This is a genomic window from Agrobacterium sp. 20P9.1.2 (assembly GCF_057799395.1).
The window spans coordinates 411,117-430,447 of sequence record NZ_JBYOKI010000004.1 but is presented as its reverse complement, the minus strand read 5'-3'; the positions used below and the strand labels follow the sequence as shown (position 1 = coordinate 430,447).

At 57.2% G+C, this 19,331-nt stretch carries 22 protein-coding genes; 3 read left to right on the top strand and 19 right to left on the bottom strand.

The window, feature by feature from the left end; genetic code table 11:
• Nucleotides 1-165: 165 nt before the first annotated feature.
• Nucleotides 166-837: a Crp/Fnr family transcriptional regulator gene (locus tag AC27VJ_RS14745; protein ID WP_488684692.1), complete on the top strand. Its 672-nt coding sequence runs from the start codon at nt 166-168 to the stop codon at nt 835-837.
• A 24-nt stretch (nt 838-861) separates the two neighbouring features.
• Here AC27VJ_RS14745 and ureG read toward each other — a convergent pair whose 3' ends face one another.
• The 19 genes from ureG to AC27VJ_RS14650 all read right to left on the bottom strand — a co-directional run bounded on the left by ureG (nt 862) and on the right by AC27VJ_RS14650 (nt 16,854).
• The gene (gene ureG / locus AC27VJ_RS14740; RefSeq protein ID WP_488684648.1) at nt 862-1,473 is read right to left on the bottom strand and encodes an urease accessory protein UreG; all 612 of its coding nucleotides are present in this window, start codon (nt 1,471-1,473) and stop codon (nt 862-864) included.
• Between the two features lie 86 nt (nt 1,474-1,559).
• A complete protein-coding gene (locus AC27VJ_RS14735; protein ID WP_488684647.1) occupies nt 1,560-2,231 on the bottom strand; it encodes an urease accessory protein UreF in 672 nt (223 codons plus the stop codon).
• Between the two features lie 3 nt (nt 2,232-2,234).
• Nucleotides 2,235-2,714, bottom strand: coding sequence for an urease accessory protein UreE (ureE, locus tag AC27VJ_RS14730; RefSeq protein WP_488684646.1), 480 nt, complete (start codon nt 2,712-2,714; stop codon nt 2,235-2,237).
• A gap of 110 nt (nt 2,715-2,824) precedes the next feature.
• On the bottom strand, nt 2,825-3,568 hold the full coding sequence (locus AC27VJ_RS14725) for a GGDEF domain-containing protein (RefSeq protein WP_488684645.1): 744 nt from the start codon (nt 3,566-3,568) through the stop codon (nt 2,825-2,827).
• Between the two features lie 459 nt (nt 3,569-4,027).
• On the bottom strand, nt 4,028-4,564 hold the full coding sequence (locus AC27VJ_RS14720) for a peroxiredoxin (protein ID WP_113088826.1): 537 nt from the start codon (nt 4,562-4,564) through the stop codon (nt 4,028-4,030).
• A 159-nt stretch (nt 4,565-4,723) separates the two neighbouring features.
• Complete coding sequence (ureC, locus tag AC27VJ_RS14715; RefSeq protein WP_488684644.1) at nt 4,724-6,433, bottom strand: urease subunit alpha; 1,710 nt, start codon at nt 6,431-6,433, stop codon at nt 4,724-4,726.
• Between the two features lie 48 nt (nt 6,434-6,481).
• On the bottom strand, nt 6,482-6,901 hold the full coding sequence (locus tag AC27VJ_RS14710; protein ID WP_488684643.1) for a lysozyme inhibitor LprI family protein: 420 nt from the start codon (nt 6,899-6,901) through the stop codon (nt 6,482-6,484).
• Nucleotides 6,902-6,918: 17 nt separating this feature from the next.
• The gene (locus AC27VJ_RS14705; RefSeq protein ID WP_488684642.1) at nt 6,919-7,275 is read right to left on the bottom strand and encodes a GFA family protein; all 357 of its coding nucleotides are present in this window, start codon (nt 7,273-7,275) and stop codon (nt 6,919-6,921) included.
• A 2-nt stretch (nt 7,276-7,277) separates the two neighbouring features.
• The gene (locus tag AC27VJ_RS14700; RefSeq protein ID WP_488684641.1) at nt 7,278-7,583 is read right to left on the bottom strand and encodes an urease subunit beta; all 306 of its coding nucleotides are present in this window, start codon (nt 7,581-7,583) and stop codon (nt 7,278-7,280) included.
• An 18-nt stretch (nt 7,584-7,601) separates the two neighbouring features.
• Nucleotides 7,602-7,859, bottom strand: coding sequence for a DUF1272 domain-containing protein (locus tag AC27VJ_RS14695; protein ID WP_488684640.1), 258 nt, complete (start codon nt 7,857-7,859; stop codon nt 7,602-7,604).
• Between the two features lie 12 nt (nt 7,860-7,871).
• Entirely contained in the window at nt 7,872-8,174 is a 303-nt protein-coding gene (locus tag AC27VJ_RS14690) for an urease subunit gamma (protein WP_062451978.1), read from the bottom strand.
• 19 nt (nt 8,175-8,193) lie between these two features.
• The gene (locus AC27VJ_RS14685; protein WP_488684639.1) at nt 8,194-9,021 is read right to left on the bottom strand and encodes an urease accessory protein UreD; all 828 of its coding nucleotides are present in this window, start codon (nt 9,019-9,021) and stop codon (nt 8,194-8,196) included.
• Nucleotides 8,952-10,175: a CE1 family esterase gene (locus tag AC27VJ_RS14680; RefSeq protein ID WP_488684638.1), complete on the bottom strand. Its 1,224-nt coding sequence runs from the start codon at nt 10,173-10,175 to the stop codon at nt 8,952-8,954. Before AC27VJ_RS14680 ends, AC27VJ_RS14685 begins: the two co-directional genes overlap by 70 nt.
• Before the next feature lie 255 nt (nt 10,176-10,430).
• Nucleotides 10,431-11,126, bottom strand: coding sequence for an urea ABC transporter ATP-binding subunit UrtE (urtE, locus tag AC27VJ_RS14675; RefSeq protein WP_353577447.1), 696 nt, complete (start codon nt 11,124-11,126; stop codon nt 10,431-10,433).
• A gap of 214 nt (nt 11,127-11,340) precedes the next feature.
• Complete coding sequence (urtD, locus tag AC27VJ_RS14670; RefSeq protein ID WP_488684637.1) at nt 11,341-12,102, bottom strand: urea ABC transporter ATP-binding protein UrtD; 762 nt, start codon at nt 12,100-12,102, stop codon at nt 11,341-11,343.
• Nucleotides 12,103-12,107: 5 nt separating this feature from the next.
• Nucleotides 12,108-13,286, bottom strand: coding sequence for an urea ABC transporter permease subunit UrtC (urtC, locus tag AC27VJ_RS14665; RefSeq protein ID WP_488684636.1), 1,179 nt, complete (start codon nt 13,284-13,286; stop codon nt 12,108-12,110).
• Entirely contained in the window at nt 13,283-14,899 is a 1,617-nt protein-coding gene (urtB, locus tag AC27VJ_RS14660; protein WP_488684635.1) for an urea ABC transporter permease subunit UrtB, read from the bottom strand. The genes urtC and urtB overlap by 4 nt, the downstream gene beginning before the upstream one ends.
• A gap of 297 nt (nt 14,900-15,196) precedes the next feature.
• Nucleotides 15,197-16,486 (bottom strand): urea ABC transporter substrate-binding protein, encoded by a 1,290-nt coding sequence (urtA, locus tag AC27VJ_RS14655; RefSeq protein WP_113088837.1) that lies wholly within the window; start codon nt 16,484-16,486, stop codon nt 15,197-15,199.
• Nucleotides 16,487-16,653: 167 nt separating this feature from the next.
• Complete coding sequence (locus AC27VJ_RS14650) at nt 16,654-16,854, bottom strand: DUF2735 domain-containing protein (protein ID WP_113088838.1); 201 nt, start codon at nt 16,852-16,854, stop codon at nt 16,654-16,656.
• A 486-nt stretch (nt 16,855-17,340) separates the two neighbouring features.
• Between AC27VJ_RS14650 and AC27VJ_RS14645 the strand changes: the two genes are divergently transcribed.
• Nucleotides 17,341-18,375, top strand: coding sequence for a glutamine synthetase beta-grasp domain-containing protein (locus AC27VJ_RS14645; protein WP_045228543.1), 1,035 nt, complete (start codon nt 17,341-17,343; stop codon nt 18,373-18,375).
• A gap of 153 nt (nt 18,376-18,528) precedes the next feature.
• On the top strand, nt 18,529-19,299 hold the full coding sequence (locus tag AC27VJ_RS14640) for an SDR family oxidoreductase (protein WP_488684634.1): 771 nt from the start codon (nt 18,529-18,531) through the stop codon (nt 19,297-19,299).
• The last annotated feature ends 32 nt before the right edge of the window (nt 19,300-19,331 follow it).

Below are 19,331 nucleotides of genomic sequence, written 5' to 3'. Positions count from 1 at the left end.
ATTGATCGAAATCAAGTCCTGCTATCCGGCGGCTGCTATCGTCCACGCCATGGGAATAACGTCTTCAGACCGAGACAGGCCCGTTCCGCGATAAACTCACACCGCTCGGAACATCAGGCAGTCTCACCGTCTGAAGGTTTCGGGAGCGTGACGGACGTGAACACGATGAAGCTCAACAGCAGGGAAAGAAGCATTCTTCTTCATGCGCCCTTCATTGGCGCGGGCGATGAAACGGTATCGGCGAGGTTCATGGAAGCGGCGACAATCGTTACCGCCCCTCCCCGCAACATTCTGTTTCGCGAGGGTGAGGCCGCGCAGTATCTGTTCTGCGTTCTCAACGGTTATGTCCGGCTATATCGTCTGAGCAAGGATGGACGCGAGGCGGACGTGCGCATTTGCGGGCCCGGCGATACGTTCAATGAATGCCTGATTTTCGGTGCCGACAAGTATCAGCACAATGCGCAGGCGGCTGATAGCTGCACCATCGCCCGCTTTGATCTCACCCATATTAGAGCCATGATCGAAGAAGAGCCGAAAGTGGTGAGGGCCGTTTTGTACTCCATGTCCAACAGCCTGCGCACCACCATGGACTGCCTTGCCAATGACCGGCTGCAAACCGCGCCGCAGCGCGTGGCGAACTACCTCATCACCCACGGACCAAGTGGTGCGACATCCTATTCGCTGCGTTTACCCTTCCAGAAGAGCGTGCTGGCCGGCAAGCTGGGCCTAGCGCCAGAAGCCCTCTCCCGCGCCTTCTCCAGCCTTCGCGATGCAGGCGTCATCGTCCGAGGGCGCGTTATTCAGGTCAATGATATCGGCGCGCTGAAACAGATTTGATTCTGCTCCAGCGGTCGCCGTAGCTTACAGCCCGCCGTGCTGCTTCAGGAAGCCGACGATATTGTCCACGCCGTCACCGCGTTTCATGTCGGTAAAGACGAAGGGCATGTTCTTGCGCATACGCGTCGCATCCGTATCCATCACGCTGAGATCAGCACCGACATAGGGCGCGAGATCCTTCTTGTTGATGACCAGCAGGTCGGAGCGCGTAATACCGGGGCCGCCCTTGCGGGGAATTTCCTCTCCTTGGCAGACCGAAATCACATAGATGGTAATATCGGCCAGATCAGGCGAGAAGGTCGCCGCCAGATTATCACCGCCGGATTCGATGAAGACAATATCGAGATCGGGGAAACGCTCATTGAGACCCGCAATCGCCTGAAGATTGATGGTGGCATCTTCGCGGATTGCGGTATGCGGGCATCCACCGGTTTCCACGCCGACGATGCGCTCGGACGGCAAAGCCTGCATTCGCACCAGCGCTTCGGCATCCTCCTTGGTGTAGATATCGTTGGTGACGACGGCGACCGAATAATCGGCACTCATCGCCTTGCACAGCTTTTCCGTCAAAGCCGTTTTGCCAGAGCCGACAGGCCCGCCGATACCGACCCGAAGCGGGCCATTTCCCGATTTCATTCCATTTTCCTTCCGGATGATATTTTATTCCATATCAGTAAATTCGACATGTCGCAGAGAATAGCCAAGCAAATTTCACGCCATTCTCATGACCGAAACAGCCGCGTTTCCTGCACCTCGTGACGCATGGAGGCCGTATCGGCCAGAATAGTCGCAGAGCCAAGATCATCCAGCGTCGAAACCGCCGCCCGCTGTGCCACGGATGCGATATCGCTTTCCAGATGCGCCAGAATGGCAACGCCGTCCTTCTGGCCTGCAACACCCAGACGAATACCCGCCGACACGAATTGCGACACACCGGAATGCAGGTAGGCGGCCAACGTATCTTCAAGCGCCACACCATGCGCCGAGGCCACTGCGCCCACCGTAACCGGATAAGGCGTTGATTTCACTAGGCGCTGAAACACATCATGCGGCCATGCGGAAGCGGCATCCGTGAAGGCATCGCCCAGCAACAACGTTTCGCGGTAACGTTCCGCCGAACCGGCCAGCGCCTGTGCCAGTTGCGTCAGCTCGGCCAGTTCGTCGCGGTCCTCATGGCAGCGCCATGCCTGCGCCAATAGAACGGCGTCGTTCCAGAGCGTTCCACGCTGCAAAAGCAGGCTGATCCAGTTCCGAAGATCGAGAGCGGTCGAAAGACGCCGATCATTCACTGCACTTTCCAGCCCGCCGGAATAGGAGAACGCTCCGACTGGAAAGGCCGGAGACATCCATGCCAACAACCGCAGCAAAGCATCGACGCGACCTGTGTGCGCCATGGATCAGTCGTGGCTGTGGTGGTGGTGATCGTGACCATGCGAGTGGCCGCCATGGGCGTGATAGGCACCACGGGCTGGCTGGAACGGCTCTTCCACGTCGCGCACCGCCGCACCCAAGCCTTCCAGCATGGCCCGGATGACGTGGTCTCGGAGGATGAGAATGCGGCCTTCCTCGATCTGCGCCGAGAGATGGCGGTTGCCCAGATGCCAAGCGAGTTCGATGAGATGCAGCGTATCTTTCGCGGTTATTTCGAACAGCTTTTCACTGGCCGCGCGAACTTCCACCAGATCGCCGTTTTCAATGACCAGCAGATCGCCATGCGCAAACAGCACCGGCTCTTTCAGGTCCAGCATCACCATCTCGTCATTCTGCAGATGCAGCAGCTTGCGGCGCAGATGTCTCTGGTCGTGGGCAAGTGTGACATAACCGGTGGGTTCGTCCGCGGGGGTTCCAGCGGGAAGATAGGATTGAACGCGCAGCATGATATTTCCAGGGTGAGTTTACGTCTGCGGAAATCCTGAAGGATAGCACCGGCGAATGCAAGCTGCCGATGAGAAAATGCGCGCCCGAACGGTCACGCATCCGCCAGTCGTTACGACGCCACGAGCAAGGTCGATTTCAGATTTTCGACCGCCTGAGCAATGGACAGTTCTTCCTCATGGCAAACGCAGTTGCGGCCCGAAGCCTTGGCGAGATAGAGCGCCTTGTCGGCCACGGCAAATGTATCGTGCTTGGAACGGGAAGGCCCAATATCGGCAACGCCGACGGAGACCGTGGTCTGCACCTGCGTACCCTCGAAATTGACCGTCATGCAGGATACGCGAATGCGCGCCAGTTCGATGAGCGTCAGCCGATCCCTTCGAATGCCGCCCCGAACGATCACCGCAAACTCTTCACCGCCCAGCCGTGCGACACAGTGGAATTCACCGAACACATCGGCAATGGCTGCAGCCGCTCTTTTGATGACGAGATCGCCAGCCGCATGGCCGTAATTGTCGTTGATGCTCTTGAACCGGTCGAGATCGAAGATCGCCAGCGACGCATCGTCGTAAACCTCATCGAAGCTCTGGTTGAATGCGCGACGGTTTGCGAGGCCGGACAAGGTGTCCGTCTTGCTCAAACGCTCAAATTCCGCATGCGACGCATGAAGCTTACGGATGGCAGTGCCCAGCACACCAACCAGCAAGCCCGTCACGACGCTGCCTACGATCCACGCCATAATGACGCTGTAGCTTAGAGCTTCCAGCAAGGGCAGCGGCAAAATGTTGAAATAAGCCGCCACGGCATTTGCGAGACAGCTGACGATGACAGTCAGAATGATCGAAAGAAATACCATCTTTATCGCAAAAGTGCGGAAACTCTGCACTGCGCTCGGGTCACTCAAACTCATTTCCAATGAAATAAATTTTTTCAAACGTTCAGCCATCACACCTCACCCTTGCATGACTTAATCGATAAAGATCAGAGATTGGCCGTAAGTAAACCAAATGTCTAAATATTTAACGACCAGGGGTATATTTGTGAATTACTTTGCACGGTAACGATTTACTGATCATGCGCTGACGTAAGGGAAGGCACTGCTTAAACCCCTTGAGATACAAGGTTAAAGCGATCTCATTTATTCTACACTTCAGCGGATTGGTGATGGCGCAATGCAATATGAGTATTCTCTTATTGACACAAAAGGGTCAGGCATTTGAGGCTCAAATTATTAACGGCGTTCCATGCGAAAAAAGCATAGAAAACGAAAAAGCCCGGATCATATCCGGGCTTTCCATGTAAAAGTTTTGTAAAATCAGGCCGCTACGCGGGCCTTTAGGTGCTCGAGAATGTTCTGCGGCGAGGACACGCTGTAAGGATCGCTCTCGCAATTGTCCGAATGGCCTTCTTCTTCGAACCACTGCTCGACCACACCGTCATTGACGATGGCCGCATAACGCCAGGAGCGCATGCCAAAGCCAAGATTGTCCTTGGAAACCAGCATGCCCATCTTGCGGGTGAATTCACCCGAACCGTCAGGGATGACCTTAACGTTTTCAAGGTTCTGGCCCTTGGCCCAGGCATTCATCACAAATGCGTCATTGACGGAAAGGCAGTAGATTTCATCGATGCCGAGCGCGCGGAATTCTGGTGTCAGCTTTTCAAAATCGGGCAGCTGAAAAGTCGAGCAGGTCGGCGTGAAGGCACCCGGCAGGGAGAAGAGAACGACCTTCTTGCCCTTGAAGTAATCGTCGGAGGTCACATCCTGCCAACGATAAGGATTTGGGCCACCGACGGCCTCGTCGCGAATGCGCGTGCGAAATGTTACAGCAGGCACTTTTTTGCCGAGCATGGGTTTCTCCTGTGCGATTGTAGCGTGAAAGGCCTTGGGAACAATTCACGCGGGAAAGCTAACCCTGCGATACCGCAAAATCCTTTGCAGTGCAGCAAAAATTGCCGCGCGCAGGGCAGTCATGCACAGAAGGAAACCCTTGGCCCGCAAGGGTAGCGGTCAAAACAGGAAGTAGCGCTGTGCCATTGGCAGGACCGTCGCCGGTTCGCACGTCAGAAGCTCGCCATCCGCCCGCACCTCGTAAGTCTCGGGATCAACCTCGATATGCGGTGTCAGCGAATTGTGGATCATCGACGCCTTTGAGATCCCGCCGCGCACATTGCGCACCGCAAGCAACTTCTTGGCAACGCCCAAACGCTGCACGATTCCACCATCCAGCGAGGCCTGCGAAACGAAGGTCACGGAGGAATTGGTGCGCAGCTTGCCATAAGCGGCAAACATGGGCCGGTAATGCATCGGCTGTGGTGTGGGAATGGACGCATTGGGATCCCCCATGGGTGCGGCGGCAATGGAGCCGCCCAGCAGAACCATTTCCGGCTTCACGCCAAAGAAGGCCGGGTTCCATAGCACCAGATCGGCACGCTTGCCGACTTCGATGGAGCCGATTTCATGGCTGATGCCGTGAGCGATGGCCGGGTTGATCGTATATTTCGCGATGTAACGACGAACGCGGAAATTGTCGTTCTCGCCCTTTTCTTCCTTCAGGCGACCGCGCTGGCGCTTCATCTTATCCGCTGTCTGCCATGTGCGGATCGCCACTTCACCCACACGGCCCATGGCCTGGCTGTCGGAGGAGATGATGGAGAAGGCACCGATATCATGCAGAATATCTTCAGCGGCAATCGTTTCCTTACGGATACGGCTTTCCGCAAACGCAATGTCTTCCGGTATCGATGGCGACAGGTGATGGCAGACCATCAGCATGTCCAAATGTTCCGCCAGCGTGTTGACCGTGTAGGGTCGCGTCGGATTGGTGGAGGACGGAATGACGTTGGGGTTGCCGCAAATCTTGATGATATCAGGCGCGTGACCGCCGCCCGCACCTTCCGTGTGGAAGGCATGGATGGTGCGCCCATTGATGGCCGCAATCGTATCTTCCACGAAGCCGCTTTCATTCAGCGTATCGGTGTGGATCATCACCTGCACGTCGAACTGATCGGCAACGCTTAAGCAATTGTCGATGGCAGCGGGCGTCGTACCCCAGTCTTCATGCAGCTTCAGCGAAGACGCGCCCGCAAGGATCATCTCTTCTAATGGTTTTGGCAGCGAGGCATTGCCCTTGCCCGCAAGCGCGAGGTTCATCGGAAACGCATCGAAGCTCTCGATCATCCGCTCGATGTGCCATGCGCCCGTACAGGTGGTGGCCAGCGTGCCATGAGCCGGGCCGGAACCACCGCCCAGCATGCAGGTCACACCGCTCATCAGCGCTTCTTCAATCTGCTGCGGGCAGATGAAATGGATATGCGCATCCATGCCGCCAGCCGTGAGGATTTTGCCCTCCCCTGCAATCGCTTCCGTGGAAGGGCCGACGATGATGGTCACACCCGGCTGCGTATCCGGATTACCCGCCTTGCCGATGGCATGAATGCGACCATCCTTCAAACCGACATCCGCCTTGTAGACACCGCTGTGATCGACAATGACGACATTGGTGATGACCGTATCGACCGCACCTTCCGCCCGCGTCGCCTGACTCTGCCCCATGCCATCACGAATGACCTTGCCGCCGCCGAATTTCACCTCTTCGCCATAGGTGGTGAAGTCCTTCTCGATCTCGATGAAGAGTTCGGTATCGGCAAGACGCACCTTATCGCCCACTGTGGGGCCGAACATGCTGGCATAGGCTGCGCGGGAAATCTTGTAAGGCATGGAAATCAGACTCCTTGGGAGGCGGAGAAAACAAAGGCAGCGATCACATCAAAAACCGTCGGCAAGAGCGCGAAGTTCTTCGGCGCGTTTCGTGCTCATATCGGCAAGGCAGGACGAAACGAGCATTGGCTCCATAGTGCCGCCACGCGCCTGAAAGCCTGCCGCTTCGCAATTGGCATCGCGGAAGGAGACCCAGGCGCGCTGCGCAGCAACCAGCGCATCGACAGCGCCTTTGCTGTCATCGTCAGCGGCCTTGTCCCAGGCACTCATCTTCTTGCGAACCTGCTGATAGGCGGCATTCAAATCCTTGTCGGCCGCTTCATATTCAATCGCCGCGCAGGCGTTCATATCCGCCTGCGTCGTTGGCGAGTCACAATCCGGCTCTTCCTGCGCCTTGGCGTCATGAAGAGCAACGGACGAAAACAGGCCTGCGCACAAAAGCAGAAGGCCGCATGAAAAACGTGGCATCACGCTGCTGACCCACATCAGGCGGCGGCGCCATCATGAGCATGCGGTGTCAGCGCACGCGGATCGACACCATCGAGACAATTGGCATTGACGGCGACCATCGGCGTACCATCGGGCGCGTCGGCATAGGCAAAGCTTTCAATGCCGCAATCACCGCAGAAAAGATGATGGATTTTCTTCTTGTTGAAGAGATATTCCTTCAGGTGATCTTCACCGGACAAAAGCGTGAACTTCTCCTTCGGCGCAAAGGCCAGCACAGACCCAAGCCGCTTGCAGCGGGAGCAATTGCAGGTCACCGACTTGTCGAGATCGGCATCCACCTCAAAGCTCACCGCACCACACTGGCAACTTCCATGATAATGTTCGGTACTCATTGTCAAAGCCTCCCCATGACGAGTTTACGAAAACCATAGACTTCCCGCTTGCCGGAAAGCGGCACCAGCGTCACCTCGCGCTTCTGGCCGGGCTCGAAACGAACCGCGGTTCCGGCGGGAATATCCAGACGCATACCGTGCGCCTTCTCGCGCTCGAAATCCAGAGCCGCATTGGTTTCGGCAAAGTGATAATGGCTGCCGACCTGAACGGGCCGGTCACCCGTATTGGCCACCTCGATGGTTATGGTGGGCTGACCGGCGTTGAGCTCGATCACACCGTCTGCCGCTATGACTTCACCTGGAATCATGATCTTTTCCTCTCGTCGTCACGCCGCTTTGACGGGTGTGCAGCCTTCTGCCTTCAAAACCCGCTTGGTCGAAGCCGGGTTGTTCACCAGCTTTGCCGCGGGGCGGATGGGACGTCGCACCAGTTCGCCACCGCAATTGGGGCATTTTCCGTCCAGCACCGTTGTTGCGCAGTCGCGGCAATAGGTGCATTCGAAAGAACACATCATCGCGTCGAAACTGTCGGGGGCTAAATCCCTGTCGCAGCATTCGCAGTTCGGGCGCAGTTCAAGGGCCATGGTGCCGCTCCTTTAGCGAATGGGTTCGTGCACGGTCACCAGCTTGGTACCGTCAGGGAAGGTCGCTTCCACCTGCACGTCATGGATCATCTCGGCAATGCCATCCATGACCTGATCACGCGAAATGACATGCGCGCCCGCTTCCATCAACTCGGACACGGCGCGGCCATCGCGCGCGCCTTCGACGACGAAATCGGTAATGAGCGCAATGGCTTCTGGGTAATTGAGCTTGACGCCCCGCTCCAGACGGCGACGCGCCACCATGGCTGCCATGGAAATCAGAAGCTTGTCTTTTTCTCTGGGGGTGAGGTTCATTGTCGTCCCGTTTCATTCATCAGAGATTCCAGACTTTCGGCACTGGCGCGCCATTTCGCAAGAGCGAAATGATCGGAAACAGCATTTTTCTCAAGGTGAATCCATCCGGCGCGGACAGGCGCACGACGAGCTTTCCCTGCCACTCGCTGGCACCGCCGGAAAACCCGGCAACAGCCCGTATTTTAGGCAAAAGCGCCTCAGCCAACGGGCCGATGTAAAGAAGAGTTGCGAATGCGACCTGACCGGAGAGAACCGGCGCTGCGCTGGTCAGTTCGGCAATCTTTCCATCGAGACGCAGTTCTTCCGCATGAACCAGCTTGCCACCGTGGCGAATGCGCCAGCGGTCGCGAAACAGCCCCTCCTCCATCGCCTCGCCCATGGCCTGACGACCGAGCAAAACGGCCTCCACAGCAATGAATTCAGCGGAGGCATCGATATCCGCTTCCAGCCTGCGGGTCAGGGAAGCGCGGTCGAAAAGGATGGTTTCCTGCGGCAGCCAGTGAAGCCTGGCATTGGGGCCGGCGGCGACGCGGGCCGTCACGGTGGTCGTGCCAGCGGCGGCTTTGTAGACCTTTTCGCAGGCCTGCGTCGTGACGACGAGCGATGTGCCTTCACCGGCAACCGCCTGCCATTCGATCTCGTCTCCCCCGGTCAAGCCGCCGGAGGAGTTGATGAGAATGGCCTCCATTTCATTGGAAAACGTATCAGGCAATCTGATCTTGGCGCAGCCTTCCTGAAACAATTCGTCCAGACGGCTGCGCCCATTCAGCGCTTTGGTTACAACGCGCCCGCGGCCTCTGGCGCGCTGCGGGCGGTGTTGAGGGATGCTTTGCTCGTCTGGCTGCACGACGTCTCCGAAGCTTTCGCGGATGCGGAAGCGGGAACCGCTTTCACCGAGCAATCGGTTTTCGCAGTTGCATCGACAACCATCTGCCCTTCCTTGTTCTGGAAGAACTCCCACATTCTTTCGGCCGCATCAACCCGCTGCACCGTATCCGTTGTGGGCATCTTGCGTTCAACGGCCTGCTGCACCTTGCCAGCGGTATCGCTCGAAGGCTTGCGAATGATGGTGGCGGCGGAGGCAACGATATCCGCCTTCATCGTCGCGCGCGGCCAGGCATGGTCCCAGGCATCGATGACATAGGAATGGATGCGTGCACCGCTTTTGCAGACATCGTAGGAATTCAGGGTGAAGCTATCGCTCGGCTTGCTTTTGACCGAGCCCTTGCATCCATCGATTTCCGCCCAGCGCTTCAGCGCGGTTTCCCCGCTATATTGCCAGTAAGACTTGCCGCCACCCTGATAGGGATTGGCAGGGTCTTTGAGACCAGCAAAGGCAACGATGGACAGGGGCTTTGCAGGCGTGCAGCTTGTCGCATCCGGCGCCCACTTGCCTTCGGTCTCGACTGGATATCCGGCGCGGAGCGAGGCGACGAAACCTGCAGCGGCAAAGTCGTTGCTGCCATTGCAGAGGAACTGCGACAGCATGCGGCCGCCGCCGGAATAACCGGATCCGTAGAAGCGTTCTTCATCCACGCAGAATTTGGATTTGACCATGGTGATGGCATCACGAATGAAGCCAGGCTCATCCAGCCCACCCTCGCGCTTGGTCACGCCGGGCACGTTCCACGCGTTAGTGTCAGGCAACTCGCCGCTGAGGCTACCCTGAAGCGCCACAACCACGATGCCCTCGCGCTCGCCGACCTTATCCCAGCCGCTGCGGTCCAACTGTCCATTTGGATTGCTGTTGCTGCCATGAAAATCGAACACCACAGGCATTTTTTTATTTCCGTCATAAGAAGACGGAACAAAATAAACGCCCGCACGTTCAGACCCTTCAGACATCAGCGAAAACGCGTGTCTGCCGGGTTCCATTGTCTGACCGCAGGTTGAAGCCAAAGCTGCGGCGCTGGTTGCTGTGAGAATGACAAAGCCCGCGACAAGAGCGCGAGCGGGACGGACGAACCGGAAAAACCGGCCAGCAGCAGTCGTAAAATTCATCGGCACGCCTTTATTGGCACTGTTCCCGACATACTATGCCGGAAATTACGTGGAATGTAAGGGATCGACGGAAGCGGCGTGCGGATGGTTAAACCACTGTGTCTCGCATGCAGCATTTGCGCTGCCAAATAACACAGGTTTTTTCTCAGTGAAACGCTAAAATTACGCATGAATGCTATGCATCATTGTAATATCGGTCACGAATTACATCATTTTTATCGGTTCGTGAGGTAGATTTGACAGTATAAGGTATTATTATACCGTCAAATGTCGCCGCGCTTCAACTGTATCCAGCGTTTCTGCCGCACCCTCATGCACGATCTCGCCTCGGTCCATGATATAAACGTAATCAGCAAGCTCGCGGCAGAAGTCGAGATACTGTTCAACGAGCAGGATCGCCATGCCCGTCGAGTCCCGCAGATATTTAATCGCACGACCGATATCCTTGATGATCGATGGCTGAATGCCTTCCGTCGGTTCGTCCAGCACCAGGATTTTGGGGCGTGTTACCAGCGCGCGGCCAATGGCCAGTTGCTGCTGCTGCCCGCCCGAGAGGTCGCCTCCCCGGCGTGACAGCATGGATTGCAGAACCGGAAACAGGCTGAAAATATCATCTGGAATGAAGCGTTCCTTGCGCGGCAGCGGCGCATAGCCCGATTGCAGATTTTCCTGAACCGTCAACAATGGAAAAATCTCACGCCCCTGCGGCACATAGCCCACACCGCGCTTGGCGCGCTGGTAAGGCGCAAGCCCGTTGAGGCTCTCACCGCCAAAACTGATTGTACCGCCGCTGAGCGGGTGCTGACCTGTGACGGCTCTGAGCAAAGAACTCTTGCCGACGCCGTTGCGCCCCAGCACGCAGGTGATCTTGCCCATTTCCGCATTCAGCGAAATGCCGCGCAAGGCTTGCGCTGCGCCGTAATGGAGATTGATGTTTTCGACGCTTAGCATGATGTCGCTCCCGTTGCGGCGTTGTGGGTGTGGCTCACCCCCCTCTGCCCTGCCGGGCATCTCCCCCACAGGTGGGGAGATTGACCAGTGGCAGCCTCTCGGCCCTCTTTAACGTTGCGGATGAAGCGTCGCTGGATCGCCTTGCCGATCTCCCCACCTGTGGGGGAGATGCCCGGCAGGGCAGAGGGGGGCGCCAAGACCAGTGTGTTTTCCATCACCGCCCCAAATAATTCTCGATCACCTTCGGATCGCTCGACACGAAATCGATCGACCCTTCGGCCAGCACCGATCCCTCGGCCAGACACGTCACCTTGACGCCCAGTTCGCGGATGAAGCCCATGTCGTGCTCCACCACCACCACCGAGCGTGTCCTGGCGATTTCCTTCAGCAGCACCGCCGTCTCTGCCGTCTCCGCATCCGTCATGCCCGCCACCGGCTCATCCACCAGAAGGAGCTTCGGTTCCTGCGCCAGCAGCATGCCGATTTCCAGCCATTGCTTTTGCCCGTGGGAGAGATTGGCAGCCAGATCGTTGCGGCGTGAACTGAGGCGGACCGTGGCCAAAATCTCTTCGATACGCGCCTTGTCCTCTTCCGTCAGGCGATAGAACAGCGTGGCGAAGACACCGCGTTTGCGGTTAAGCGCCAGTTCCAGATTGTCCCAGACCGTATGGCTTTCGAACACAGTGGGCTTCTGGAATTTGCGACCAATGCCGAGCTGGGCGATATCCGCCTCGTCCTTTTTGGTGAGGTCAATGCTGTCTTCAAACAGCACCTTGCCTGTGTCAGGGCGGGTCTTGCCGGTGATGATGTCCATCATGGTCGTCTTACCCGCGCCGTTGGGGCCGATGATGGCGCGCAGTTCGCCGGGCTCGACCACGAAGGACAGCGAATTCAACGCCTTGAAACCATCGAAGGAAACGGAGACGCCGTCGAGATAGAGCAGGCTTTTCGTTCTGTTTTCGGCAATCGTGTTCATATCCGTCACTCCGCAGCCTGTTGCGCCGGTTTGACGGCAGCGTCATTTTCTGCGCGCTTGGCCGCATCCTTAGATGCTTCCACCCGCTTTTCACGCCGTCCCGCCAGATAATGCTGGGCAGTGCCGACAATGCCCTTGGGGAAGAACAGCGTGACCGCAATGAACAGCCCGCCCAGCGCAAACAGCCAGAACTCGGGGAATGCGCCGGTGAAATAGCTCTTGCCGCCATTGACGAGGATTGCGCCGAGGATCGGCCCGATCAGCGTGCCGCGCCCGCCGACTGCCGTCCAGACGACGACCTCGATGGAATTGGCAGGCGAGAATTCGCCGGGGTTGATGATGCCGACCTGTGGCACGAACAGAGCACCGGCAATACCGGCCATCATGGCCGAGACGACGAAGGTGAAGAGCTTGATGTTTTCCACTCGGAAACCCAGAAAGCGCACCCGGCTTTCCGCATCGCGCACACCCACCAGCACCTTGCCGAATTTGGAGTTGACGATGCCGGATGCAATCAGCAGGCACAGCGCCAGCATGATGGCTGTCATGGCAAACAGAACGGCACGCGTGCCATCCGCCTGTACGGAAAAGCCGAGAATGTCTTTGAAGTCCGTCAGGCCGTTATTGCCGCCGAAACCCATATCGTTGCGGAAGAAGGCCAGCAGCAGCGCATAGGTCATGGCCTGCGTGATGATCGAGAGATAGACGCCGTTGACGCGGGAGCGAAAGGCAAACCAGCCAAAGACAAAGGCCAGCAATCCCGGCACGACAAGCACCATCAGCATGGCAAACCAGAACATGTCGAAGCCATGCCAGAACCACGGCAGTTCCTTCCAGTTCAGAAACACCATGAAATCAGGCAGCACTGGATGGCCGTAGGTGCCGCGCGTGCCGATCTGGCGCATCAGATACATGCCCATGGCATAACCGCCGAGCGCGAAGAAGGCGGCGTGACCGAGCGAGAGAATGCCACAATAACCCCAGACCAGATCGAGCGCCAGCGCCAGAATGGCATAGGCCAGATATTTGCCCAGCATGGACATGATGTAAGTAGGAATGCGGAACGGGCTGTCTGCGGGAAGCAGCAGGTTGGACGCGGGCACGAGAACCGCGATGGCGAGGATGATGCCGATGGCGATGAGGATCCGGCGGTCGAGCGCCCGAAGGAGGAAGCCGGTAATCATGCTTCGATGGCCCTTCCCTTGAGTGCGAAGAGACCGCGTGGCCGCTTCTGAATGAACAGGATGATGAGAACGAGAACGAGAATTTTGCCGAGAACCGCACCGACAGTGGGCTCAAGAAACTTGTTGAGCACGCCGAGCGACAGTGCGCCGACCAGCGTTCCCCAGAGATTGCCGACCCCACCGAAGACCACCACCATGAAACTGTCGATGATGTAGGACTGGCCGAGATTGGGCGAGACATTATCGATCTGAGAGAGCGCCACCCCAGCCAGCCCGGCCACGCCGGAACCAAGTGCGAAGGTGAAGGCATCCACCCAGGAGGTGCGAATGCCCATGGAAGAAGCCATGCGCCGGTTCTGGGTCACGGCGCGCATTTGCAGGCCGAAGGCCGAGCGCTTGAGCAGAAGAAGCAGCGCAAAGAAAACGGAAAGCGAGAAGCAGACGATCCAGACGCGGTTCCAGGTGAAATTCATATAGCCGACGCTGAAAGACCCGGACATCCAGCTGGGGTTGCCGACTTCGCGATTGGTAGGGCCGAAGATGGAGCGCACGCCCTGCTGCAGGATGAGTGAAATGCCCCATGTGGCCAGCAGTGTTTCCAGCGGCAGTCCGTAGAGAAAGCGTATGACACCACGCTCCATGACGAGGCCAACGGCAGCGGTGACCAGAAACGCAACCGGCAGCGCAATCGTCAGCGACCAGTCGAACAGGCCGGGATAATGGCTGCGGATCACCTCCTGCACCATGAAGGTGGAGTAGGCGCCGATCATGACCATCTCGCCATGCGCCATGTTGATGATGCCCATGACGCCGAAGGTGATGGCAAGCCCGATGGCCGCCAGCAGCAGCACTGAGCCCAGCGACAGACCGTACCAGATGTTCTGCGCATAATCCCACAGCGCAAGCGAACTTTGAATGCCGGAAATCGCCGCGTCGATATCGGGTTTCAGACTGGCATCGACCGCCGGTGATGCGACCATGAGAATGCTGATCGCATCCCGCCCGCCGAGTTTCTTGATGGTTTCGATGGCCGCGCGCTTTTCCTCAACCGACCGATCCGAAGCCAGCAGCGAAACGGCGCGCGCCTCTTCCATACGGCCACGCACCTGCGCATCCGTTTCCTTGGCAAGCGCCGTTTCCAGCAATTGCAGGTTCTCCGCGCTCGGCGCTTTCAACACCGCATCGGCTGCCGACAGGCGAACGGATTTTTCCGGGCTGAGCAGCGTCAAACCGCCGAGTGCCGCACGAATGACGCGACGGAGATTGTTATTGACCTTGATCTTGGCAACCGACGCCTTGGGCGCTTCGCCCACACTTTCGCCGGTCAGCGGATCGATGAGCGTAAAGTTGGCGCCAGCAGGCTTGGTCATGAAAACGAGAGTGTCGGACTTGCGAACGTAAAGCTCGCCCTCCGCAAAGGCATTGAGCGGCGGGACCACACGCGGGTCTCCCGTCGTCGCAATCTGCCCGATCAGGGCTTCGGCCTGTTTGAAATCGGCCGTGCCGAGTGCGTCGATGAGGGGTTTAGGATCGGCTTGCTGCGCGTAGGTCGGAGCAGCGATCCCGAGCGTTAGCCATAGGAGCACGGCTCGGAGAAGAAATCGGATCGTCATGTCATCTCCTCATTGCGACGATGCTTCAGTGCGTTTGGTTGAGCACCGTGGGTGTGGTTCACCCCCCTCTGCCCTGCCGGGCATCTCCCCCTCAAGGGGGGAGATTGGCTGGGTGTGCCGACGTCGCTTCAATCTCGACGACAGAGTTTGCCGAGAGGTCTCCGCTATCGATCTCCCCACTTGTGGGGGAGATGCCCGGCAGGGCAGAGGGGGGTAATCCTGGCTCAGTTTTTGACTATTCGAGCGTCAGAAGGCCCCGCCCGCTACAAGAGAAGGCGGGGACGATTAGCCCTTAAATCAGCTACCCTTGCCACCGCACTTGCCTGTCGCAACGTTGAAGTTGCCGCAAGACATTGGCTTGCGCCAATCGGAAATCAGGTCTTTCGAGTCCGGCAGATAATCCGACCATTCGTCGCCCACGACCTGTGGGGTCTGCTGAACGATCTGGAACTGGCCGTCGGACTGGATTTCACCGATCAGCACCGGCTTGGTGATGTGGTGGTTCGGCATGACGGTGGCGTAGCCGCCGGAGAGGTTCGGCACGGAAACGCCGATGATCGAGTCCAGCACCTTGTCGGTATCAGTCGTGCCAGCAGCTTCTACGGCCTTGACCCAGGCGTTGAAGCCGATATAGGCGGCTTCCATCGGGTCATTGGTCACGCGCTTGTCGTTCTTGGTAAAAGCGTGCCATTCCTTGATGAACTCTGCATTCACAGGGGCATCGACGGACTGGAAGTAGTTCCAGGCGGCAAGGTGGCCAACCAGCGGGCCGGTATCGAGACCGGCAAGTTCTTCTTCACCGACGGAGAAGGCAACGACCGGAATATCTTCCGCCTTCACGCCCTGGTTTGCCAGCTCCTTGTAGAACGGCACGTTGGCGTCACCATTGATGGTGGAAACCACGGCGGTCTTCTTGCCGGCAGAGCCGAATTTTTTGATGTCGGACACGATCGTCTGCCAGTCGGAATGACCGAATGGCGTGTAGTTGATCATGATGTCCTCTTCCTTGACGCCCTTCGACATCAGGTAGGCCTTCAGGATCTTGTTGGTTGTCTGCGGATAGACATAGTCCGTACCGGCCAGAACCCAGCGCTCGACGCCTTCGGTGTTGGCAAGGTAATCAACCGCCGGAATGGCCTGCTGGTTTGGTGCGGCGCCGGTGTAGAAGATGTTGCGGGAGGATTCTTCACCCTCATACTGCACGGGATAGAAGAGGATGGAGTTCAGCTCTTCGAAAACCGGCAGAACGGATTTGCGCGAAGACGAGGTCCAGCAACCAAAGACGGCGGCGACCTTATCCTGAGAAATCAGCTGGCGAGCCTTTTCAGCAAAGAGCGGCCAGTCGGAGGCCGGATCGACAACCACGGCTTCGAGCTTCTTGCCCAAAACGCCGCCCTTCTTGTTCTGCTCATCGATGAGCATCAGCATGGCGTCTTTAAGGGTCGTTTCGGAAATCGCCATAGTGCCGGACAGCGAATGCAGCACGCCGACCTTGATGGTGTCGTCAGCGGCAAAGGCACCGTGGAATGCGGTGGTGGACATAATAGCGCCAAGCAAAGCGCCACTCAGCATCTTTTGAAATGTCATCGGAAGAACCCCTCTCCTGTTTAGCCTCTGTGGGCTCAGCGGTTTTGTTACCGCTGCTGGAGGGGACTATCGGCCTCACGAGATTGAAACCGTATACGTCAATTGACGTAGGAGGGGTGGCGAAACAGGAACAGCGTGACGCCGCTGTGATGCGGCGTGCCTGTCTATCAGTTGTGCGGCTTGTCGGCGTCGGAACTTTCCGAGATCGCTTCCTGATGATACCAGCTGTCGAAGTCTACATATGTCGTCTGCGCGCTAACAGCCTGCACCTTTGAGACGGCATCCTTTCGGAAACCCTTAAAGCCTGCGCGGCCACCAACCGGAAACTGATAAATCTTTGCACTTTCCATGTTCGGTTCGCTTCTCATGACAGTTACTCTTCGTTGAATACCTCAAGCATTTGCTTCGTTACGAATATAATACAAACCAAGCTTCATTTCACCCCTTTTGATTAAAAAAATATCAAAAAGACTAAAATTTAGGCATATCACCAAAGCATAAGTTCAAAGAACAGTCTTTATGCAGTTGGTGAGCGAAAATCGAAATTTTGAACGAAAAAATACGCGTCTTTTCAAAAACGGCATCATTTTTGATCAGAAAAATGGCCCTGCCCGCACAAAAGCATCGGAAATCTATGCGTTTTTCTTAAATTGAAATTTTCTAAAATAATTGAAATTCGAGATTTGCCCGGTGCAGCTTCCAAAAAAATAGCGCGGCAATTGACTTCACCTTTCAAACTGGCACGGCGAATGCATCTACCTTGGCAGCACTTGAAAGAGAGAGTGGTCTGAAAAGACGGCTTTGCTCGCATAAGGATATCAAGGCTTCGCATCTTAACCTATGAGAGGTTCGTAATGACTAAGTTCAAACTCGAGTACATCTGGCTGGATGGTTACAAGCCGGTAGCTAACCTGCGCGGCAAGACGCAGATCAAGGAATTCGACGAATTCCCGACACTCGAGCAGCTTCCGCTCTGGGGCTTCGATGGCTCCTCCACGATGCAGGCCGAAGGCCATAGCTCGGATTGCGTTCTGAAGCCTGTCGCCATCTATCCAGACCCGGCCCGCACCAACGGCGCACTCGTTATGTGCGAAGTCATGATGCCAGATGGCGTAACACCGCACGCTTCCAACAGCCGCGCGACGATCCTCGACGACGAAGGCGCATGGTTCGGCTTCGAGCAGGAATACTTCTTCTACGAAGATGGCCGTCCGCTCGGCTTCCCTGAGCAGGGTTACCCAGCTCCACAGGGCCCATACTACACAGGCGTCGGCTACAAGAACGTCGGCTCCATCGCTCGCGAAATCGTTGAAGAGCACCTGGACCTCTGCCTCGAAGCTGGCATCAACCACGAAGGCATCAACGCCGAAGTGGCCAAGGGCCAGTGGGAATTCCAAGTCTTCGGCAAGGGCTCCAAGAGCGCTGCCGACCAGATCTGGATCGCGCGTTACCTGCTTCTTCGCCTTTGCGAAAAGTACGGCATCGACGTCGAATTCCATTGCAAGCCGCTCGGCGACACCGACTGGAACGGTTCCGGCATGCACTGCAACTTCTCCACCAAGTTCATGCGTGAAGTTGGCGGCAAGGAGTATTTCGAAGCGCTCATGGGTGCTTTCGAAAAGAACTGGAAAGAGCACATCGACGTTTACGGCCCAGACAACCATCTGCGCCTGACCGGCAAGCACGAAACAGCGCCTTGGAACAAGTTCTCCTACGGCATTGCTGACCGTGGCGCGTCGATCCGCGTTCCGCACTCCTTCGTCAACAACGGCTACAAGGGTTACCTCGAAGACCGTCGTCCGAACTCCCAGGGCTGCCCATACCAGATCGCTTCCGTCGTTCTGAAGACGATTGCAGAAGTGCCACTCGCAAAGTCGGCTGCTGCCTAATATTTGAAATGGCGTCGCTCGATCCGGGCGACGCCATTTTTCTGTCCAGAGTCCACACTTGCGAACCGCTGGTCGATCAGTTGACCTTTCTCCCTCCTCTTCGCCCCGCGTATTCTTCGCGCTGATGAACCAATCAAAACGGGATGGTGAGCGATGGGCATTCTCCAAAAATTCTCTCTGGAAAACCGCACGGCCATCATCACCGGCAGCGGGCGCGGTCTCGGCTTTGAGATTGCCAAGGCCTTTACCGAGGCGGGTGCGCATGTCTGGCTGACCGGACGTAACGCCGAGACGCTGCAAGCATCGGTCGACATCCTGCGCAACGCAGGCGGAAAAGCTGACTACGCCGCCTTCGATATAGCGGACACTGCCGCTGGCAACGATCTCGTCCGCCGCATCATGGACGAGGTCGGACACCTCGATATTCTCGTCAACAATGTCGGCGCGCGCGACCGGCGTCCGCTGCGCGACTTTAGGGACGAGGACGTGCTGGATCTCATCCGCACCGACCTCACCTCCTCCATCTGCCTTTCGCGCGATGCGGCGGAGGCCATGGCAGCAAATGGTTACGGGCGCATCATTACCATTACCTCCATTCTAGGCCATGTTGTGCGACCGGGCGATGCGATCTACCCCGTCGCAAAACAGGGACTAACCGGATTGATGCGCAGCATTGCCGTTGAATACGGCGCGCGCGGCATTACCAGCAACGCCATCGCGCCCGGCATGTTCGCCACGGAAACCAACGCCGCCCTTGCGCAAGACCCGGATATGCTGGCCTTCGCCAAGCTGCGTGTTCCCTTGGAGCGTTGGGGAAAACCGGATGAAATCGCTGGCGCAGCTCTGTTTCTGGCCAGCGATGCGGCCTCCTTCGTCAATGGTCATGTCTTGACTGTGGATGGCGGCATGTCGGTGCGTCTTTGAGGCGAAGACTGCCGTATTTCCCTTGCAAACAA